Origin of the sequence: Runella sp., assembly GCF_027484545.1 — a bacterium.
GTDB lineage: Bacteria > Bacteroidota > Bacteroidia > Cytophagales > Spirosomataceae > Runella.
This window is the reverse complement of record NZ_JAIXST010000229.1, coordinates 1-20548: the sequence shown is the minus strand read 5'-3', so window position 1 is coordinate 20548 and position 20548 is coordinate 1. Positions and strand designations below refer to the sequence as shown.

General features: G+C 43.8%; 14 protein-coding genes and 1 pseudogene. 6 read left to right on the top strand and 9 right to left on the bottom strand.

Going from position 1 to position 20548, the window contains the following annotated elements; all coding sequences use genetic code 11:
* Nucleotides 1-238: 238 nt before the first annotated feature.
* The 5 genes from Q0081_RS21175 to Q0081_RS21155 all read right to left on the bottom strand — a co-directional run bounded on the left by Q0081_RS21175 (nt 239) and on the right by Q0081_RS21155 (nt 5543).
* Nucleotides 239-367, bottom strand: coding sequence for an FAD-dependent monooxygenase (locus tag Q0081_RS21175; protein WP_298358188.1), 129 nt, complete (start codon nt 365-367; stop codon nt 239-241).
* A gap of 172 nt (nt 368-539) precedes the next feature.
* Nucleotides 540-1100, bottom strand: a complete 561-nt coding sequence (locus Q0081_RS21170; RefSeq protein ID WP_298358185.1) for a Uma2 family endonuclease — start codon at nt 1098-1100, stop codon at nt 540-542.
* Nucleotides 1101-1191: 91 nt separating this feature from the next.
* Nucleotides 1192-3384 carry a DPP IV N-terminal domain-containing protein gene (locus Q0081_RS21165; RefSeq protein WP_298358182.1) on the bottom strand — a complete coding sequence of 731 codons (2193 nt, stop codon included), beginning with the start codon at nt 3382-3384 and terminating at the stop codon, nt 1192-1194.
* A 59-nt stretch (nt 3385-3443) separates the two neighbouring features.
* A complete protein-coding gene (locus Q0081_RS21160; RefSeq protein WP_298358179.1) occupies nt 3444-4232 on the bottom strand; it encodes a M48 family metalloprotease in 789 nt (262 codons plus the stop codon).
* A gap of 72 nt (nt 4233-4304) precedes the next feature.
* The gene (locus Q0081_RS21155; protein WP_298358176.1) at nt 4305-5543 is read right to left on the bottom strand and encodes a NupC/NupG family nucleoside CNT transporter; all 1239 of its coding nucleotides are present in this window, start codon (nt 5541-5543) and stop codon (nt 4305-4307) included.
* Between the two features lie 289 nt (nt 5544-5832).
* Here Q0081_RS21155 and Q0081_RS21150 point away from each other — a divergent pair, with 289 nt between their 5' ends.
* Nucleotides 5833-8106 carry an aconitate hydratase gene (locus Q0081_RS21150; RefSeq protein ID WP_298358173.1) on the top strand — a complete coding sequence of 758 codons (2274 nt, stop codon included), beginning with the start codon at nt 5833-5835 and terminating at the stop codon, nt 8104-8106.
* A gap of 134 nt (nt 8107-8240) precedes the next feature.
* Here Q0081_RS21150 and Q0081_RS21145 read toward each other — a convergent pair whose 3' ends face one another.
* From Q0081_RS21145 to Q0081_RS21135, 3 genes are read right to left on the bottom strand one after another with little or no spacing between them, the layout of a single operon-like run.
* Nucleotides 8241-8786 (bottom strand): CHRD domain-containing protein, encoded by a 546-nt coding sequence (locus Q0081_RS21145; RefSeq protein WP_298358170.1) that lies wholly within the window; start codon nt 8784-8786, stop codon nt 8241-8243.
* Between the two features lie 12 nt (nt 8787-8798).
* A complete protein-coding gene (locus tag Q0081_RS21140; RefSeq protein ID WP_298358168.1) occupies nt 8799-9569 on the bottom strand; it encodes a hypothetical protein in 771 nt (256 codons plus the stop codon).
* Nucleotides 9570-9584: 15 nt separating this feature from the next.
* The gene (locus tag Q0081_RS21135; RefSeq protein ID WP_298358165.1) at nt 9585-10358 is read right to left on the bottom strand and encodes an SDR family NAD(P)-dependent oxidoreductase; all 774 of its coding nucleotides are present in this window, start codon (nt 10356-10358) and stop codon (nt 9585-9587) included.
* Between the two features lie 382 nt (nt 10359-10740).
* Here Q0081_RS21135 and Q0081_RS21130 point away from each other — a divergent pair, with 382 nt between their 5' ends.
* Both Q0081_RS21130 and Q0081_RS21125 read left to right on the top strand, forming a co-directional pair.
* Nucleotides 10741-13236, top strand: a complete 2496-nt coding sequence (locus Q0081_RS21130; RefSeq protein WP_298358161.1) for a glutaminase family protein — start codon at nt 10741-10743, stop codon at nt 13234-13236.
* A gap of 282 nt (nt 13237-13518) precedes the next feature.
* Complete coding sequence (locus tag Q0081_RS21125; protein WP_298358158.1) at nt 13519-14361, top strand: alpha/beta hydrolase; 843 nt, start codon at nt 13519-13521, stop codon at nt 14359-14361.
* 2 nt (nt 14362-14363) lie between these two features.
* Here Q0081_RS21125 and Q0081_RS21120 read toward each other — a convergent pair whose 3' ends face one another.
* The gene (locus tag Q0081_RS21120) at nt 14364-16598 is read right to left on the bottom strand and encodes a gliding motility-associated C-terminal domain-containing protein (protein WP_298358155.1); all 2235 of its coding nucleotides are present in this window, start codon (nt 16596-16598) and stop codon (nt 14364-14366) included.
* Nucleotides 16599-16779: 181 nt separating this feature from the next.
* Between Q0081_RS21120 and rlmD the strand changes: the two genes are divergently transcribed.
* The 3 genes and pseudogenes from rlmD to Q0081_RS21105 form a co-directional block, all read left to right on the top strand.
* Nucleotides 16780-18192, top strand: a complete 1413-nt coding sequence (rlmD, locus tag Q0081_RS21115) for a 23S rRNA (uracil(1939)-C(5))-methyltransferase RlmD (RefSeq protein ID WP_298358152.1) — start codon at nt 16780-16782, stop codon at nt 18190-18192.
* Between the two features lie 135 nt (nt 18193-18327).
* Nucleotides 18328-19755, top strand: coding sequence for an ATP-binding protein (locus Q0081_RS21110; RefSeq protein ID WP_298358149.1), 1428 nt, complete (start codon nt 18328-18330; stop codon nt 19753-19755).
* A gap of 412 nt (nt 19756-20167) precedes the next feature.
* A pseudogene (locus tag Q0081_RS21105) lies at nt 20168-20344 on the top strand (23S rRNA (uracil-5-)-methyltransferase RumA); the annotation flags it as partial.
* Nucleotides 20345-20548 lie beyond the last annotated feature (204 nt).

The following is a 20548-nucleotide window of genomic DNA, read 5'->3' as shown; positions in this document are numbered from 1 at the left end:
CTGTGACAACTTGGGCAAAATAGGTACATAATCTTTGAGTTTAGTCACTCCAAAGTTAGGCATTTGCCCCAGTTGTCTATTTTTTTGTTATAGCATTACTTTGCGCGCACTGCCAAAAATCTAACGCAATGGGTTCAACTTCTTTTATAGTAAGTCCGCGTTGCTCAATAAAAGTCTCCATTGTATATACCCCGTTTACGTCGAGATGCCAATCACTTCTGGAACGCAGAAACATACCCTAGCGCATATTTTTCTCCCAAAATTCCATGGGTTTTCCAACTACTAAATGGTCAATGGCGGTTTGTTTGAGATGGGCTGCCAATGTGAGCCCGAAAGGTCCTGCTCCGATAATAAGTGTATGCAGCATAAGCAGTATTTAGATTTTGGTATTAAGTAGTAAGAGGAGTCCTAAACTGGAATTTATCAACAAATTAAATGGCTGTTTTTTGCGCTGATAACCAAATATTACTTATCCGGAATCGTACTGAAAGAATTATAAAGGCCGCCAATTTTCTTCGTCAAAAGGCATAAAATCTACGTCAACGTAAATATCTGCCATTGAAATTTCTGCCTCTATGGAATGTAATTGAATACTTTCTTTCAGGTTGGTATAGGCTCTGTATTCCCACACAGCCATGTCGTTTTTGTAAAAAAAAGACTTCCACAAATGGAAGCTGTTGGGAAATGAGTACATATTCTCGAAATGACTCAATCATGCGATAACGCATAAATTTTCCACCTCGGTCGTAGGCCTCCGTTTCACCCGAAAGTACTTCTACAATTAGGACAGGATTATTTGCGGCATTTTTTAACTCTTCAAAAGAGGTCACTTTTCCACATACAACCGATACATCAGGATAGACGTATTTGTTTCGGGAAGTCGCAACGCGCAAATCGCTGTTGTACGTAAAACAGCGTCTGCCCTTTAATGAGATACTTAGTACTGTTCCTGCGTTATTGGCAATGAGGCTATGGGTAGGTGTTCCCCCTGCCATTGCATAGACCTCCCCATCGTGATATTCGTACTTATTATCCGTTTCTTTCTCTAAGGCAAGGTATTCTTCGATGGTCAGTCTGTGTTGATATTGTGGTAGTCCCATACTGTGTTTCGGTTTTTCCTGTAAAACTATTAAAAACCCCGAAAGTAGTTGACGCTTTCGGGGTTTTTAAAACAAAGGTGTTGCAAACGAATTATTTGCCGCCCGGCGGGCAATGTTCTTTCAGGTATTTGGTAAACATCGTATTTAAATGTTTAGACGTTCCTTCTCCTTCGTAGATGCCGTGGGAACGGTTTGGATAAGGCATGAACTGAAACTGTTTGTTGTATTTTATCAGTTCATTGACCAATTTTTCAGCATTTTGGTAATGCACGTTATCGTCGCCGGTACCGTGAATGTAGAGAAGATTTTGGTTGGACTGCAATTTTTTAGCGTGTGTGATAGGAGAACCTGCCACAAAATCTTCGCGGTTTTCCTGCGGAATTCCCATATATCGTTCCTGATAGATATTGTCGTAACTTAATTGGTCAGCCACGGCCGCTACCGCAATTCCCGTTTTGAAAAGGGAAGGGTATTGAAACAGCAAATTAAGCGTAGATGAACCGCCACCACTCCAACCGTGTACCGCTACGCGACTTGTATCAATGAACGAATTTTGCTCAAATAGGGCTTTCGCACCCATCGCCATATCCCGGATATTGACAATGCCTATTTTACGGTAAATAGACTTCCGCCAAGCCCGTCCGCGCGGAGATGGTGTACCGCGATTGTCTACTGAGGCATAAATATAGCCGTCTTTGGCCATGTCTCCTACGTAAAGACCATTACGGCCTGTACCCCAACTGTCTTTTACCGTGGCACTTGCGGGTTCACCATAGACCGTGAAAACGATAGGGTATTTTTTAGTGGGGTCGAAGTTGGTAGGTTTTACCATCCATCCGTCCAGTTCAATGCCATCTTCGGTTTTCACTTTAAAGAATTCCACTTTCTTGGCGGAGGCAGATTGAACCGCTAATTTTTTAGAAATATCGTCGGCTTCTTTTATGGCTTTATGTTCCGGCAATTTCAACCATTCGTTCATGGGCGGAGTATTGGCATTCGAAAACGAGTGCGAAGCCCAAAGTGCGTTCGGAGAGATGTCATAGCGATGAGAACCTTGCTGAGCAGCAGGAGAGAGCCGTTCTGCCTTTCGGCTTCCGTTCAAAGGCACGCTGTAAAGATAACTTTGAGTAGCGTTGTCGGGCGAAGCCATGAAATAGAGTTGGTTGTTTTTCTCATCCACCAACACCACCGAAATAATGTCGTACTCTCCCGAAGTGATGCATTTTTCGCTTTTTCCGTCGCGGGCTACGCGGTACAGGTGCCGCCAGCCGTCTTTTTCACTCATCCACAAAAATTCCTTTCCGCTGCTCAGAAAATCCCAGCCTTCGGGAGTTTCGCTCCACGAATAACTGCTTTTGGTTTCCACCCAAGCGTCGTCTTTGTCCGTATAAAATTCAGTGGTTCGACCCGTTTTAATGTCAGCCGACAGGATTTTAGATTCGTTTTGTTTACGGTTGAGTTGCTGCATGATCAACTCATTGGCATTGCCCCATTCCATGCGCGGAATGTAGGTATTGCCTGGGTCACCGGGAGTATTCATCCATTTGGTTTCGCCGCCGTTGGCACTTACTACGCCGATTTTATACGGAGAAGGACGTTCGCCTACTTTCGGATATTCTACCGGCACGTTGAAAGCATAGGTAGAATCCGTGTTGTTGATCATCAAAAAATTACGAATTTTGGTCGCATCTATTTGCCAATACGCAATGTTTTTGCTGTCCGGACTCCAACGAAAACCGTCGCGGCAATCAAATTCTTCTTCATACACCCAGTCGAACGTGCCATTGATAAGCCGTGTAGTTCCGTCTTTGGTCAGGGGCGTTATTTTGCCGGAAGCAAGGTCTTCTGAGTACACATTACGTTCGCTTACATACGCTGCTTTCTTGTTGTCGGGCGATAGTTTGGCAAACATCAACGAGGACGCAGGGCGACCTTTTCCTAATTGAGTTAACGTGTTTTTATCCAAATCCAGTACCCAATACTCACCGCGTGTGTCATAACGCCAAACGCGCTGAGTATTGGTATAAATCAGTACTTTACGGCCGTCTTCTGAAAAAGAATAACTTCTTACATTCAATGAGCTTGCTTGACCGGCAGGGGTTAATTGAGCTGCTGTAACTACAACTTTTTTTTGTCCGTCAGGCAAACTGTATTGAACGATTTCTTTGTTTTCCAGTCGTAAGTAGCCGTCTCCGTCTTTTGTCCATTGAACACCCCGGTTGAATTGTGCCCAACCGGATAAACTGAAAAAATAAAGTAGACAAACGAGAATGATGTGTTTCATTTGATTTTTAAGGGGTTGTCTGTTGATGAAATTTCTGTTATTTTGAATGAAAAAAGCCTTTATTGGTTTCTATATTTAGCCATCGCTTCTTTGATTTTTACAATTCGATTTTCGGGGTTGGGGTGAGTACTTTGAAATTCCGCAGGTCGATCCGGACCGCCTGCTTCGGCCAAAATCTTCATTACCTGTACCATGGCTTCCGGGTCGCGCCCCGCCTGAATCATGTATTTTACGCCAAAATCATCGGCTTCAAGTTCATCATCGCGGCCGTATTTTAGGTTCATCAAATTGGCTACGTACTGCGCAATATAAGCACTGCCGCCGGGTGAGTTAGGATCTGATACGGCTACCGAAGCAGCCCCTGCCAAACCACCTACCAACTCCTGCTTGGCCATTTGTTGGGCGGAATGCCGGCCTACCACATGGCCGATTTCATGTCCTAAGACGCCGGCTAATTGATCTTCCGTTTTTAAACGTTTGAGTAATCCCATAGTAATAAAAACCTGACCGCCGGGAACGGCAAAGGCATTGATGGTCTCGGGGTCTGCCAAAACGTGAAAATCAAATTGATAGGGGGAGTTTTTAGCTTCTGTATTTTGGACAATCCCTTGTCCTACTTTTTTGACCAAAAATTGGACTTTTTCATCCCCATATAGCCCGCCGTATTCAGCCGCCATTTGGGGAGCACTTTGCAATCCCAAGGCTACTTCTTCCTCGGGAGTCAGGTTTACCTGTTGCGATTTACCAGTAACTGGGTTTACCTGCGTTTTGCTGAAATACCCAATTAACGCTACGACAGCCATGATAATGCCAATCAACAGCCGCCCACCAATGCGCGAACGTTCCATAACTGATTTTTGAAAGCCCCCTACCCCGAAGGAGAGTTTTTTAGATTGAAGCCTCTTCGGGGCGAGACTTTTTTAAAATAACAATCCCGCGATAGTAGCGGACATATACGAAGCCAACGTGCCGCAAACCAAGGCTTTGAAACCCAGACGTGCTAAATCAGAGCGACGATTGGGTGCTAATTCGCTGATACCGCCCACCTGAATGGCAATGGAACTGAAATTGGCGAAGCCGCACAACGCAAAACTGGCAATAGCAATGGTTTTGGGGTCAAGTGCTCCTTTGATTTTTACCATATCCAGATAGGCTACAAATTCGTTGATAACCATTTTGGTGCCCATCAATGAGCCTGCCGCCTCTATATCTTTAGAAGGAACGCCCATTGCCCACGCAAAGACAGAGAAAACTTTTCCTAAGATAAGATTTAAGCTTAGTTGAGGAAAAGCGAAAAGTCCGCCTGCTTTGCCCAGACAATAATCTAAAAGCCCAATCAGGGCGATAAATCCAATCAACATGGCAATTACGTTGAAACCTACTTTGAGACCTTCACTGGCACCGGCCGCAATGGCATCTAGTAAATTTGCGTGTGCTTTTTTGATTTCCAATTTTACAACACCTTTTGTCTCAGAGGTTTGTGTTTCGGGAAAAACGATTTTTGCAATGACTAAAGCTCCCGGCGCAGCCATCAAACTGGCCGCAATCAGATAAGGAGCGGGGACGCCCAATTTAATATAAGTGGCCATCACTCCACCCGCAATACAGGCAAAACTCCCCGTCATCGAAGCCAACAATTCAGAATTTGTCATGCCTTTTAAATAAGGTTTAACCATGATTTGCGCTTCTACCTGTCCTACAAAAGCAGAAGCGACATTGGATAAGGCTTCGGCACCGCTTACACCCATCAGCCATTTCATCAACTTTGCCAATACCGCCACAATGCGTTGCATAAGACCGATGTGGTACAGCATATTGACCAACACGGCTACAAAAATGATGGTAGGAATAATGGTAAAAAAGAAAATAAAATCATTGCCTGCGCCAAATGCTTTGTTCAAAATGGACGGTTTTACCAGCGGACTGAATACAAATTCGGCACCTTGGTCCGAAAAACTGAGGGTTTTTTGTACCGCCTTTCCGAGCCAGTTAAATATGTTTTGACCGATAGTGGTTTTTAAAATAAAAACGGCCAAGCCAAATTGAAGGGCCAAGCCTACACCAACGGTGCGGTAATTGATAGCTTTTCGGTTGTTAGACATGGCATAAGCAATGCCTAAAATTAAAACAACGCCAATAAGTCCAGTAAAACGTTCCATGAAGTGTGTCAGGTCTCGAATGAGGGTTAATAGTTGATTGAATCAAGTGAGTAAAGATAGGAATGGGTTTTGTTTTTTTGTAATTCTTCCCGCTTTTTCCCTAAAATAGGTCAAATGCCAGTTGCTAAAACCTCTATACGCAGGATTAACAGCACACCAAGAAGGGCATTTTTTTAATCAGCAGCCAATGAGAAGACTTTCTACAACTATTTAGCAAGATTTTTCGGGTATTTTGCTCTACAGTTTGTAGTTTTATGCCTGAAAATTAACTCATCCAATTAAATATACTATGGCGTTATTTGATTTAGATATGATGAAGGGCCTCTATGCTAAACTCGGCGAACGAGTAGAGGCTGCTCGTAAAGTAGTAGGACGTCCCCTTACCTACACAGAAAAAATCCTGTATGCTCACCTTACGCAGGGAGATTCAACTGAGGTGTATGGGCGTGGAAAATCATACGTTGACTTTGGCCCGGACCGCGTTGCTATGCAGGATGCTACTGCTCAGATGGCTTTATTGCAATTTATGCAGGCGGGGCGTCCCAAAGTGGCTGTTCCTTCTACAGTACACTGCGATCACCTGATTACGGCACAAGTTGGTTCGGCAGAAGATTTAGGAAAAGCAGTCGTTGAAAATCAAGAAGTGTACGATTTCTTAGCATCTGTTTCAAATAAATATGGTATAGGATTCTGGAAACCGGGTGCCGGTATTATTCACCAAGTGGTGTTGGAAAACTACGCATTTCCTGGTGGAATGATGATTGGTACGGACTCTCACACCGTAAATGCCGGTGGTTTGGGAATGATTGCCATCGGTGTCGGCGGTGCTGATGCCTGCGATGTAATGGCAGGTCTGCCTTGGGAGCTTAAATTTCCTAAATTAATAGGTATAAAACTGACCGGTAAATTGAGTGGCTGGACTTCCCCTAAAGACGTTATTCTGAAAGTGGCAGGTATCCTGACCGTAAAAGGTGGAACCGGTGCTATTGTAGAATATTTCGGAGAAGGTGCTACTTCTATGTCGTGTACGGGTAAAGGTACGATTTGTAACATGGGTGCAGAAATTGGAGCTACTACTTCGACGTTTGCCTATGACGAATCCATGGAACGTTACCTGCGCTCAACCGGACGCGATGCCGTTGCGGATATTGCCAATACCGTAAAAGAACACCTTACGGCCGATGCCGGAGTGTATGACGAACCGGAAAAATACTTTGACCAAGTAATCGAGATCAATCTTTCGGAGTTGGAGCCGCATTTGAACGGACCCTTTACTCCTGACTTGGCTACGCCAATCTCTAAAATGAAAGAAGCGGCAGCAGCTAACGGATGGCCTACCAAAATTGAAGTAGGTTTGATTGGTTCTTGTACCAACTCTTCCTACGAAGACATCGCCCGTTCTGCTTCATTGGCAAGACAGGTAGCTGCTAAAAATCTCAAAACCAAAGCAGAATTTACCATTACACCGGGCTCTGAGCAGGTACGTTTTACCATTGAGCGCGACGGATTTTTGGCTACGTTCGACCAAATTGGCGGTAAAGTATTTGCCAATGCCTGCGGGCCTTGCATCGGTATGTGGGCGCGCATGGGTGCTGAAAAACAGGAACGTAACACCATTGTTCACTCTTTCAACCGTAACTTTGCCAAGCGTGCCGATGGTAACCCAAATACATTGGCGTTTGTAGGTTCACCTGAATTAGTAACTGCATTAGCGATTGCCGGTGATTTAACCTTCAATCCGATTACAGACTCATTGATCAATGAAGCCGGTGAATCCGTGATGTTGGATGAACCTACCGGTGACGAATTGCCACCACGCGGTTTTGACGTAGATGATGCCGGTTATCAAGCCCCTGCCCAAGATGGCAGCGGAATTCAGGTAGCGGTTTCTCCTACTTCTAACCGTCTTCAATTGCTGGATCCATTTGCGGCTTGGGAAGGTACAGATTTGAAAGGGTTGAAAGTCCTGATTAAAGCCAAAGGAAAATGTACTACTGACCACATTTCAATGGCGGGTCCTTGGTTGAAATACCGTGGCCACTTGGATAATATCTCCAATAACCTGTTAATCGGTGCTGTCAATTATTTTAACGAAAAAACCGATAACGTTAAAAATCAATTGACGGGTGAATACGGTCCTGTACCAGCAACTCAGCGTGCTTATAAAGCGGCAGGAATGGGGTCAATTGTAGTAGGTGATGAAAACTACGGTGAAGGTTCTTCACGCGAACACGCTGCGATGGAGCCGCGTCACTTGGGTGTACGGGCTGTATTGGTGAAATCATTTGCCCGTATTCACGAAACCAACCTGAAAAAACAGGGAATGTTGGGCTTAACTTTCGCAGATAAAGCCGACTATGATAAAATTCAGGAAGACGATACGGTTGATATTTTAGGATTGACTGAATTCGCTCCGGGCAAACCATTGACGTTGGTATTTAACCACGAAGATGGTACAAAGGACGAAGTAGTTGTTAATCATACGTATAACGAACAACAAATTGAGTGGTTTAAAGCAGGGGCTGCCCTCAATATTATCCGTGCTCAAGTGGCAGGAAATTAGTTGTTCACATTTTAATAAAATAAAAGAAGCGCGGCAATTGTCGCGCTTCTTTTATTTTATTAAAAATCGAACAGATCAGAAATAAAAAAAGCTGCTCTTGGGCAGCTTTTTTTATTCGTAAAGTAAACGTTTTGTTATTTCCGACTGGCCTTCCAAGCAACAAAATCCGACATGTTGACTTGTCCGCGAATTTCGCCACCTCTATTGGTTGCTGTATGAAGGTTCGCGTAAAGCAAGCCCGCAAACAGAAGGTTTTCCTGCTGTTGGTTAAGTGTCCAAGTTCCCGAAATTGGAGAAGTTAATGCTGTTCCAAAATTAAAGACAACAGGACCTGCTTCGAAGCTCTGGCCGCTGTGGAAGTGACCAGCAATAGGAGTAAGACCGGAATGGGTAATTGTATAATTAAGGGTCTTGGTATCTTTATTATAAGTTCCATCCATTCTCCCTGTGGCACTGCTGGTAACGGCAGGCACTTCATTGGCACCGTTCAAAGTAGCTTCAAATTTAACTTCTGGATTTGTGTGCGGACCTTTGTCGCTGCAACCAACCATAACGCCTACCGTGAACAGGGCGACAAAAAGTGGTAAAGCTTGCGTCAGTTTTTTCATGGGATTTGCTGATTTATTTTGTTTGAATATGCAATAATATCGTTTTATCTCAAAAAATACAATATATTTCACAGAAAAAATCCTTTACCGCACCGCCCAGACGTCCAGTTTACGAACGTAAAGCGGCTGTTGCTCCCACCAAATACGGAGCCATTCATCCTGTTCTCCAATGACCGTTACTTTATTTCCCTTCGCAATGGACCATTTAACGGGAGCTGCCGAAGAAGGAACTTCCCGGAGGTGAGTCGGACTTTTATTAATAATGGCAATTTGGTAAGAGTCAGGCAGGTTAAGCAGCAAAATCAAAGCAATCAAATAAACAATAACAACCCATTTGTGTCGGCTACGGATGGATTCGTTATGCCTTTTTTTCTGAACCAGAACACCGAAAGCGTAAATACCTACCACCAATAGAAACAACGTAAAATAGAGAGAGTATTTACGAAAGAAAAGAAACACAAAGCTAAAATCATCTACTTCGTAACCGGTAAGATTATGATTGGCGGCGATTTCCGTGATTTTGTTAAGAATATTTTGGCGTGGCTGACGATTATAAATCATGCTCAGATAATACAACGCACGGGCATAGTCGTTTTCTTTCTCGTTGATAAGCGCCAGTTTATAATAAATAGGGAGAGGCACCAACGTTTTATTCGTGAATGTTGCCAAGTATTTTTCATACAAAACCTCCGATTCTGCCTGCTTCCCATTCATAAAAAGCGAGTCCACCTTGTGCAGGTCAACGGTTTGGGCCCAAGCTGAGAGAGAGAGCATCATCGTAAATGCCAAGATTCGATACTCCCGCAGACGAAATGCCCAACTGCCAATGCTCGATATAAAACGCCCGCTCCCCAATTTTTCCGTTACCTATTAGTTATTCAATTTTACAAATCCGCCATCAATCAGATAATCACAACCCGTAATAAAGCTGGCTTCGTCTGAGCACAGATACAAGGCCAAAGCGGCAATCTCAGCAGGCTTGGCCATGCGCCCGATGGGCTGGGTTTTTGATAATTTTTCAAACATTTCTTCTTCTTTTCCCGGATAGTTTTTGGCAATAAAACCATCCACAAACGGCGTGTGAACGCGGGCAGGAGAGAGGCAGTTGCAGCGAATGTTATCGGCTAAGTAATCTTTGGCCACTGACAAGGTCATGCCTATCACCGACGCTTTGCTGGTTGTATAAGCGAACCGATCGGGAATCCCCACCGCTGCCGCAACCGAGGCTGTATTTAAAATCACCCCGCTGCCATTGTTCAAGAAGTGAGGAATAGTGGCAAAAAGGCAATTATACATTCCTTTTACATTCACGTTGATAATGCGGTCAAAGTCGCTTTCTGCGGTAGTGTGCGCTTTGCCGATGTGAGCAATACCGGCATTATTGACCAGAATATTGATAGGATGTTTTTCCGCAATTTTGTTAATGACTTCCACCACATTGGCTTGCTTTGAAACATCCACTGCGTGGGCTTCTGCCTTTAACCCCTGAGCAACAAGCTCTTCCGCTACGCTTTGAGCCAATTCTGTGTTCAGTTCCAAAATATGTACATACGCCCCTTGTTTGGCAAATAATTGACTGATAGCCAGTCCGATTCCACTGGCGCCGCCTGTCACTAAGGCTACTTTGTCGGTGAGTGTAAACATAGAAATGAATATCTGTATCTTTGGTGAGAAAGCTGGTAATTTCGGCAAAAGTATACGTTAAATAGATAAAAGTAGGGTTATTTTTTAAAAAAGTAAGAAGGAAGCCTTATGGAAAGAATACCAATGCCGGAAAGCCGAGTCGTTTGAAGGCGGGTTGCATAGGCTGATGGTCGCCTTTTGGCCGCGATACTGCCCAAACCAGTCGCAAGACGCTAAAAAACGGTGGGAAAGTACCCTCAAGATAGAGATGAATTGTTTGTCTGAAATTGGCTATTGAGCGAGCAGTTTGAGGTAGAGCAGGCCTCGCCTCTCCTTTTTATTGTGTGTATTGTATTTTTCCATAAACAAACCTATCTAAACCGGTTCACTAATTACCATTCCTATGTCGTATACCAAATCAACGATTTCGTTGTTTGTCTTGAGTTTATATTTGTCTCTGACAGCTTTATTTGCTCAAACACTTCGCCCGCCCGCCTATCCGCTTATTACTCACGACCCCTATTTCAGCATTTGGAGCACCACTGACCAACTGACCGAAGGCCCTACGCGGCACTGGACAGGCCGCCCGCATTCGCTCGAAGGCATTGTGCGGGTAGATGGAAAATCGTACCAATTTTTAGGAGCACCTCCTACGTTATATCAAGCACTCTTGCCCACGGGCGAAACCAAACCTTACGAGGCATTGTACACCGCGACCAAGCCGGCCGTAGGTTGGGAGCAACCCGATTTTATGCCGCAGGGTTGGAAAACAGGCTCTGGGCCTTTTGGAGATTCTCCTGCGTCGCGTTCCCCTTTCCGTAATGGGCAAATAGACAAGGACGGGATTTTTATTCGCCGCGAGTTTACCTACGATGGCAAAACGGATCCGGCAAAACTGTTGCTGACGCTCGTCAACGACGACGATGTAACGGTGTATCTTAACGGGACGCGTATTTTCACCAAACCGTGCTGTGCGGGTGAATACATCTATTCGCCGCTTTCGCCTGAGGCCCAAAAAGCGCTACGCAAAGGACGTAACGTATTGGCGGTACATTGCATCAGCCCCGTGGGTAAGTCGTTGGTAGATGTAGGGATTATGAGTGTTGTTCCTACGGCTCAGGCAGTAACCGCCACTCAAACAAAAGTCTCCGTGACGGCTACTCAGGCCGAGTACGTTTTTACGGCGGGGCCGGTAGAGTTAAAGGTTAATTTTTTGTCTCCGTTGTTATTGGACGAGCTGGAGGTAGTCGCTCGCCCCGTAAGTTATGTGACGTTTTCAACACGTTCGCTTGATAACAAATCCCACTCGGTGCAGGTGTATTTTGGGGAGTCTGCGCTGGTAGCGACCAATACGCACTCGCAGGAAGTAGTGGCTGAAACCAAGCAGGACGGAAATTTGGTGTACACGTCAATCGGAACCAAAGAACAAGCTGTGTTAGGCAAAAAGGGCGACAACATTCGCATTGATTGGGGATATGCGTATTTGGCTGTTCCTGAGGCAGGCAATCGCATTGTAACCGGCCATCCTGATCAACTGAAAGATGAATTTAAAACGAAAGGACAACTCACTGCTGCTGCAAAAACATCGGGAGCAGCAGGTGACTTAGCGATGGCAACGGTGTTGAATTTTGGGAATGTGTCGAGTAACACTGCTTCAAAACATCTGCTATTGGGCTATGATGATCTGTATTCGGTGCAGTATTTTGGGCAAAATCTCAGAGGATGGTGGCGTCGCGACCTGGCTATGACGATGGTCAAAACCTTGCAAATGGCCGAGGGAGATTATCAGCGGTTGCGTCAAAAAAGTACGACCTTCGACAAACAGCTTTATAACGATGCCACCAAATCAGGCGGCAAAGCCTACGCAGACCTGTGTCAATTAGCCTATCGTCAGGCCATTTCTGCTCACAAAATAGTGGCAAGTCCGAAAGGGGAAGTATTCTTTTTATCAAAAGAGAACTTTTCCAACGGTTCTATCGGTACGGTGGACGTGACCTATCCTTCAGTGCCGATGTTTCTTTTGTACAACAACGAACTGGCGAAGGGTTTGCTCCGCTTCATTTTTGATTACAGCGAATCGGGACGATGGAAAAAAGACTTCCCTGCGCACGATATAGGCACGTATCCGCTCGCCAACGGCCAAACCTACGGGGAAGATATGCCCGTAGAAGAAGCAGGAAATATGATGATTTTGACAGCTGCAGCCGTTAAAATGGACGGAAATCCAAGTTTTGCAAAGGAACACTGGTCGGTGCTCACCAAATGGGTGGAATTTTTGAAACGTGACGGCTTTGACCCGGCCAATCAGCTTTGTACTGACGACTTTGCGGGGCACTTGGCTCGTAATGCCAATTTGTCGGCCAAGGCCATTGTGGGCATTGCCTGTTATGCTCAAATGGCCGCCCAATTGGAAGAACAAAAGTTGGCAGATGAACATTTCACGTTGGCACGCACCTTGGCTCGTCGTTGGATGGAAATGGATGCCGATGGGGATCACTACGCCCTTACATTCGACAGAACCCCAGGAAGTTGGAGCCAGAAGTACAACATCGTATGGGATAAATTGCTCGGTTTGAATGTATTTCCGAAAGAAGCAGCCCAAAAAGAAATCGCATTTTACCTCAAAAAGCAACAAAAGTACGGTCTCCCGCTCGACAGCCGCAAGACCTACACCAAGTCCGACTGGATTATATGGACGGCAACTATGGCAGACTCTGATGCCGATTTCAAGGCATTTATTGACCCCGTTTGGAAGTATGCCAACGAAACTCCAACGCGAGTGCCACTCAGTGATTGGCACGAAACCACCAATGCCAAACAAGTTGGTTTTCAGGCACGTTCGGTCGTAGGAGGCTATTTCATTAAGCTCTTAGCGGATCGTTTGGAGAAGGGGAAGTAGCAAGTTTACAGTTCACGGTTTGTAGTTTACAATGTTTCTTATAGCAGCGCCCTTTCAAGGTTCAATCCCTTGGAAGGGCGCTGCTTTTTAAAATTTTGTACAACTTTAGGGTTATTTTAAGAACTTAGTCGAAATTATAATGAAATCAGGTTTTTTAAGATTCGTTCAGCCGAAACTGTTCTATAAACTGTATATTGATATGCTGCTTACAGATTAAACTCTTGTTAAACGCTTGGCATTAATGGGGCAATAGTGTTATAATTGTTTTTTGAATCGAAAGAAATGATGAGAGCTTTTACGATTTTATGTATAAGTCTGTTGGTTGTAGGGTTGACCGGTTGCCATCTTTCCGACATCAAACCGCTTATTAATGAGGAAGTCAGCAGCTACAAAGGGATTTATAATGAATCTTACGGAAAAGATGCATTGCAACGTTTTGACATTCATTATCCCGTCAGTGTCAGCGGTCGACCTTCGGAAGTATTGATTTTATTACACGGCGGGGCTTGGTCAGGAGGCGATAAATCGTATTTGGCTCCGACGGTAGATGCACTTCAAAAAAGTAAGAAGAATTTGACGATTGTGAATATTAATTACCGTCTGGCAACGACTCCAACGATTCGATTGGAACAGCAATTGGCTGATATTCAGTTGTTAATTGATTATTTGCGACAAAATATAAGTCTTTACAATATCACCGATGGGAAATTTGTAATTGGTGGCGTAAGTGCGGGGGGACATTTGGCGTTGGACTATGCTTATTTGAAAGACCCAAACCACGATATAAAAAGTGTCGTGGGAATTGTGGCTCCCACCGATTTGACATCACAAACGCTCCGTGAGGGAGGGCTCGAAAAGCCGATTCAGCAGTTGATTGGAAACACCATCGACAAAGCACTTGAAGAGTATCGAAACGCCAGCCCGATTTATAACTTAACAAGCAGCGCGCCTCCTACTATCCTTTTTTGCGGGGGGAAGGATTTGATAGTTCCTCAAATTCAGGGAGAACTATTGAAAGTAAAATTAAATCTGCTTGGGGTGAAAAATCGCTATTATTTCTATCCCGAAGAAACGCACGATTTCTCGCCTGATCTTTTGGTAGATAAGATTTTAGAATTGTACTGATTTTATTTGATGACCGTTAAGGTGCCCTTGATGGTTTGGTTGGTAAATTTGAGTCCGTAGAAATATTGTCCTGCAGGAACACCATCCCCGCACCATTTGAATTTTGTGTCGGTAGAGCTAAAAACCAATTTTCCCCAACGGTTGTAAATTTCAGCTTTTTCAAATTGAGGGCCGCACGCTGCGCTTGAGATGCCGTCAACGAAAAAACAATCGTTTTTGCCGTCGTTGTTGGGAGTAATGACATTGGGGATATTTTTTTCAATATTTCCCGTGGTAGATAAGTTGCCGACTCGTAGCCGAACGGCCAATGTGTCATTTTTGACGGGGCCGCAACTGTTGTCTTCCGTGATGAAATTGACCACCACTTCTTTTCCTGCCAATGCTGCATATTCTGCACAGGTGGGTTTCCACTCAAAACGCGACGTTAGGCGTGGTACACCCGTTTTTTCGTCAAATTTCATTTGATATTGAGAGAGCGTAAACCCTTTTCCCTGCGCATAAAGTCGCAATTGGTCGGCTTTGTCGGCATCATCAGAATATACATCAAAACTGATGGTACTGCTGGCATCTGCCGATGGCAACGGGACATCAATGGGTTGAGTAGCGGTCAGGTTAGTTGAAACTTTGGGTTTATTATTGGGTTTGGGAGAAGCCTGTAATCGTACCGTGACGGTATCTTTGACTTGCCGGTTACAGGCAACATCGGTCACGATAAAATCCACGAGGTATTCTTTGTCCAGAGCCGCGCAGGGAGGGCTCCACGTGAAAGGCTGTGTTACAGTGCCTTTTCCCGTAGCATTATTGAATGTCATCCCAACTTGGCTCAGCGTAAAACCTCTTCCTTTGGCTTCCAAAATAAGGTCATCATTGTCTTTGTCAATTCCGGTGACTTTAAAATTAAGGGTGGTGCCCTGCTGAATAGCAGCGCGGTTGTTGGCCAAATCAGTTGTGACATCGGGGTTGTTATTAAGCGCACCTTCAATGATTACCCGTATTCGAAGGGTATCTACGAGGGGTTGCGGACATCCGTCGTCACTCACAATCACTTCGACAATGACCGGTTGGTTATTTTTGCTTTCTACACAAGGTTCAAAACAAATCTGAGCTTTGAGCGTATCGGTGGATGATTTAGTAACATAAGTAACAGGATTAGCAGTAACCCCTTTATCATCAAAATTCACTCCCACAGTACGAATGGTGAGTCGTTGATTGGGGTCACCGTCGGTAATCATCACATCCAAACATTTGGATTGGTCTCGTTTTATCAGCAAGGTTTCTCCCTGCGTGTAAAATGCTTTTTTGCCCGCTTCCCGGTACATAGCCACGGGTTCGAGGTTACGCGGACAGTCGACCACTTTGAGCTGAAACTCGCGCCTGACGGCTCCAATGCGGACTCCTTTCCTGAATTCCTGCACCAATACCGCAAATACGTATAGACCCGCTTGGCCGGCTGTTACGCTTAAAACTCCTGTTCTGCGGTTGATGGTCAGGGGGCGAGGTCCGGGAATCATATTTTGGTCAGAAATACTGGCCGCCCATACCACTTCGGGATAGGTACTGCTGCCACGAGCGATGGGCTCGGGATTGCCGGTAGTGGCAAAACCGGCCCAAGGGCGGGTAAGGGAATACACCAAACTGTCTCCATCAGCATCTTTACCGCTGAAATCAAAGGTAAAAGGGCGATTAAGGCAGATATAATCTCCTTTTAATTCCTCAAATTTGGGAGATGAATTAGTATAAGGCTGTCCCCCCTGAACCAAAGCAGGAAATTCCATATAAAAAGTTTCGCCGGTGCCTGCCGGATTGACAATGTTGGTAATAATGTTATTGCGGCAGCAACGTTCCCAAACAATATAATATCCTTTGGGGTCGTCAAAATTTTGGGTATTGATGATAATTTCGCTCGAATACCGGATAAGCAAGGTACGTAAATCGGCATTGAGCGCTCCGCAGGTAGGATTAGTATACGAAATAAGTCGGCGAACTGTTTGGGGCAGTTCTACACTCCCCATGTTTTGGTTATCTGATTTACGAAAGAAATAAAGGGTAACTGTTTGGGTTTCAGCAGCGGGCCTCCCGTTGGCTTGGTCAAAATAAAAGTTCAAGCCTATGTAAAACCGATTGGCAGAACGGTTGGTTGGGTAAAACTCAATTTCGCCTCCCACAATATGCGACGCCCAACTATGGAGCGGTAACGTAATCAAAATCCACAATGCGCGAAGTAGAATTTTTTTCATTTGGTTTTAGGGCTTGACTTCTCGTTGTACTTTTGTCGTTTCACTAAATTTTTTTACTCTATTTATTTTACGCATCAAAGCTTTTTTTCGTTGCTTTGCCAAACATATAAAAATCATAATCTAATGACTTTTCGATTTTCCAATTGTCTTTATAACTTTTGGGGAACCACTAAATTTAAGGATGAAAAATTACAAAAAAAATAGACAGGTTGTAGAAAATCTACTGATTGAAGATTTTGCTTCTGAAGGTAAGTGTATCGGCCGACTCGACGGGGCGGTTGTTTTTGTGGAAGGCAATGTAGCTCCCGGAGATATGGTTGACGTTGAAATCTTATCTTTCAAGAAAAAGAAATTTTACGAAGCCCGTGTTATTAAAACTCTTTCCTTTTCGGAAAAACGTGCTGAACCTTTTTGTCAATATTTCGGTACCTGCGGCGGTTGTAAGTGGCAACACATTGGGTATGAGGAACAGCTGCAATTTAAATGGCAACAGGTAAACGATCATTTACGGCGTATCGCCAAAGTAAAATTGCCGATTATTGAGCCGATTTTACCTTCTAAAAGCACTACCTATTATCGGAATAAACTGGAATATACTTTTTCCAACCTCCGTTGGTTCACCCTTGACGAACTCAATACGGGAGAAGAATTAGAACGTAATGCGCTGGGTTTTCACATCCCCAAACGGTTTGATCGTATTTTGGACATTGAAAAATGTTATCTGCAACCCGATCCTTCCAACGAGATTCGTAACCGACTACGTGTTTTTTGTTTACAGCAGGGCTTTCGATTTTATGATCAAAAACACAATGTCGGATTTCTGAGAAACCTGATTATTCGCACTGCCAACACGGGCGATGTGATGGTGATTGTCCAATTTGCCGAACCAAATCAGGAAGAAATTGATACTGTAATGGCTTTTCTGGCCGAAACATTTCCGCAAATTACTTCTTTACAATACATCATTAATACCAAAGGCAACGATTCGTATTATGACCAAACGGCGATTCTTTACGCTGGTAAACCGTACATCGAAGAACAAATGGAAGGTTTGATCTTTCGAGTTGGCCCAAAATCATTCTATCAAACCAATTCGGAACAGGCGTATGAATTGTATAAGATAGCGCGGGAGTTTGCGCAGTTGACGGGTAATGAGCACGTATATGACCTGTATACAGGCACAGGAACCATCGCCAATTTCGTAGCACGACAGGCCAAAGCGGTGATAGGAGTGGAGTACGTAGCGGAAGCGATTGAGGATGCCAAAGTCAATTCAGAAATCAATGGCATTCAAAACACGCGCTTTTATGCCGGTGATATGAAAAATGTGTTGAATGAAGAATTTGTCCTGCAAAACGGCTATCCCGATATCGTGATTACTGATCCGCCGCGCGCCGGGATGGATGAGCCGGTCGTGCGGACATTGCTGGCTTTGGAACCGACCAAAATCGTGTACGTAAGCTGTAACTCAGCTACGCAGGCGCGGGATTTGGCTTGGTTGGATGAAAAATATGAAGTTACGAGAGTACGCCCCGTTGACATGTTTCCGCACACACATCACGTGGAGAATGTGGTTCTGCTGGAGAAGCGGTAGCCGCTTTAGTCATTCGTGTCTTACTCAATTAACAGCTATAACTCAATTTTAAATATATTTTTAGCTGATAAATAAATATATTTTTAGCTAAAAAAGATATTTTAGATATATTTGCGCTGTAAAATTGAGTTTAACATGGCTAAAATAATTGGTAGAAAAGAAGAAGTTACACTTTTGCAATCAATTCAACAGGCTGACAAGTCTGCTTTTGTGGCTGTTTATGGTCGGCGAAGGGTTGGTAAAACTTTTTTAATTCGCTCTTTTTATAATGGTGAATTCGCTTTTCAATTAATGGGTATTGCGAACGTTGAAACGGACAATCAACTAACTAATTTCCATTCCGCTTTCGTTAGAAATTTTCCAGAATTTGAGGATAATCCGCTTCCAAAAGATTGGTTTCAAGCCTTTCAACAATTAATAGGTGCGCTTGAAATGTTGCCTCAATCGGGCAAAAAAGTCTTGTTTTTTGATGAATTACCTTGGTTAGATACGCCTAACTCCTTGTTTATTTCCGCATTGGAACATTTTTGGAACAGTTGGGCAAGCGCACGCACCGATATTATTCTGATTGTCTGCGGCTCGGCTGCGTCTTGGATGATTAACGAACTCATCAATAACACAGGCGGTTTGTACAATCGAGTCACGCATCCTATCCAACTCGAACCTTTTACTTTGGCAGAATGTGAAGCCTTTTTCAAAGAAAAATCACCTGGCTTTGACCGCTACCAGATGTTACAACTCTACATGGTTTTTGGTGGTATTCCTTTTTATTTGGATTTTATTGACCCGCGCAAAAGTGCCACTCAAAACATCAATGACCTGTGTTTTACGCAAAGGGGCAGGTTGCGTAATGAATTTCAAAAACTATATGCCACCCTTTTTAAAAAAGCGGATAAGCATATTGCTGTCATTGAGGCCCTTGCCCAAAAAGCAATGGGACTTGAACGTGACATCTTACTAAAAACCGCCAAATTGTCCAACGGTGGCACATCTACGACCATTTTAAGAGAATTGGAAGAAAGTAATTTCATCAGAAAATACAATACTTTTGGTAAATCAAAGAACAACGCTATTTATCAATTGACCGATTTTTATTCCCTTTTCTACTTGAAATTTATTAAAAATAACAGCCCTTTTGATGATAATTTTTGGTTAAATGGCATTGACACGCCCGAAATTCGGGCTTGGAGTGGCTATGCTTTTGAACAAGTTTGTCTATTACATCTGCCTCAAATCAAAACAGCATTGGGCATTAGTGGTATCCAAACTATTTCTTCTGCATGGTTGGGCAGTTATGAAAACCAAAAAGCTCAAATTGACCTTGTGATTGACCGCCGTGACCACGTTATTACGATTTGTGAAATGAAATTTTCCATAAACCCGTTCATTATTGAAAAAAAATATGCTGATGATTTACGGACTAAAATCGCTATTTTCAAGCAATCTTCGGGGACTTCAAAAGCGATCTTCTTAACTTTTATCACAACTTTTGGTTTAGTTCAAAATGAACACGCTATGTCTCTTGTTCAAAATTCTCTGACCATGGATATGCTATTTCAATAAAAAAAGGGTAAAAAATGGTTTATACTGTGCGTAAATTCAAAAACATGATCCCTGAAATCCAAAGTCGTGTGGCCGCTCACGTAAACCGTACCTGCCAATTTATACGTACCCGATTTACGGAGGGTGCTGAGTCGTGACGACTATCACTTGCGGCCTTAATAATGAATGAGGCTGGAAGCCTTGTAATAGTCGTCATGGCTCGGGTCGCCCCATCGGCAAAGCTGGTTGGCTGTGTAGTAACTGCGGGAATATTCGGTATTTAAAATTTAAAGAGGTGACAAAAATCAAAAAAGCGGTGTTTTTGACGATGGTTACGACCTATGAATAAGTACGCCAACGCATTCGTAAAAAACGAAATTATGATGGATGATTTGATTTGTTTGCGTAATTGCCAAAGTCCTCACTGTGCATATTGCTTACTATGAAGCCCCAAAAAATTGCTTACGTAAGCTGTAACTGTAACTCAGCCACGCAGGCGCGGGATTTGGCATGGTTGGATGAAAAATATGAAGTAACAAGGGTTCGCCCCGTCGATATGTTTCCGCACACGCATCATGTAGAGAATGTGGTGCTATTGGAGAAGAAATAGGCCGCAGTCGCTTGCAGAAACCAAAAAAATAAACCCTCGACGGAAGCCCGCCGGGGGTTACTGTTTTCGTTACCTATCAATTATCTACTAGTGTTGTAGCAATTTAATTTTGTACATTAATTTCATTATATCTATTTTGCATTTTTGTTCGAGCTTTTTCAGTAGTAAATGACCAATTCACTTGATAGCTTTCATATTTCTGTT

What these genes read in the sequence shown, in the direction of transcription:
- Q0081_RS21175 (WP_298358188.1), bottom strand. Translation starts at nt 367, where the DNA reads ATGCTGCATACACTTATTATCGGAGCAGGACCTTTCGGGCTCACATTG.
- Q0081_RS21170 (WP_298358185.1), bottom strand. Translation starts at nt 1,100, where the DNA reads ATGGGACTACCACAATATCAACACAGACTGACCATCGAAGAATACCTT.
- Q0081_RS21165 (WP_298358182.1), bottom strand. Translation starts at nt 3,384, where the DNA reads ATGAAACACATCATTCTCGTTTGTCTACTTTATTTTTTCAGTTTATCC.
- Q0081_RS21160 (WP_298358179.1), bottom strand. Translation starts at nt 4,232, where the DNA reads ATGGAACGTTCGCGCATTGGTGGGCGGCTGTTGATTGGCATTATCATG.
- Q0081_RS21155 (WP_298358176.1), bottom strand. Translation starts at nt 5,543, where the DNA reads ATGGAACGTTTTACTGGACTTATTGGCGTTGTTTTAATTTTAGGCATT.
- Q0081_RS21150 (WP_298358173.1), top strand. Translation starts at nt 5,833, where the DNA reads ATGGCGTTATTTGATTTAGATATGATGAAGGGCCTCTATGCTAAACTC.
- Q0081_RS21135 (WP_298358165.1), bottom strand. Translation starts at nt 10,358, where the DNA reads ATGTTTACACTCACCGACAAAGTAGCCTTAGTGACAGGCGGCGCCAGT.
- Q0081_RS21130 (WP_298358161.1), top strand. Translation starts at nt 10,741, where the DNA reads ATGTCGTATACCAAATCAACGATTTCGTTGTTTGTCTTGAGTTTATAT.
- Q0081_RS21125 (WP_298358158.1), top strand. Translation starts at nt 13,519, where the DNA reads ATGATGAGAGCTTTTACGATTTTATGTATAAGTCTGTTGGTTGTAGGG.
- Q0081_RS21120 (WP_298358155.1), bottom strand. Translation starts at nt 16,598, where the DNA reads ATGAAAAAAATTCTACTTCGCGCATTGTGGATTTTGATTACGTTACCG.
- rlmD (WP_298358152.1), top strand. Translation starts at nt 16,780, where the DNA reads ATGAAAAATTACAAAAAAAATAGACAGGTTGTAGAAAATCTACTGATT.
- Q0081_RS21110 (WP_298358149.1), top strand. Translation starts at nt 18,328, where the DNA reads ATGGCTAAAATAATTGGTAGAAAAGAAGAAGTTACACTTTTGCAATCA.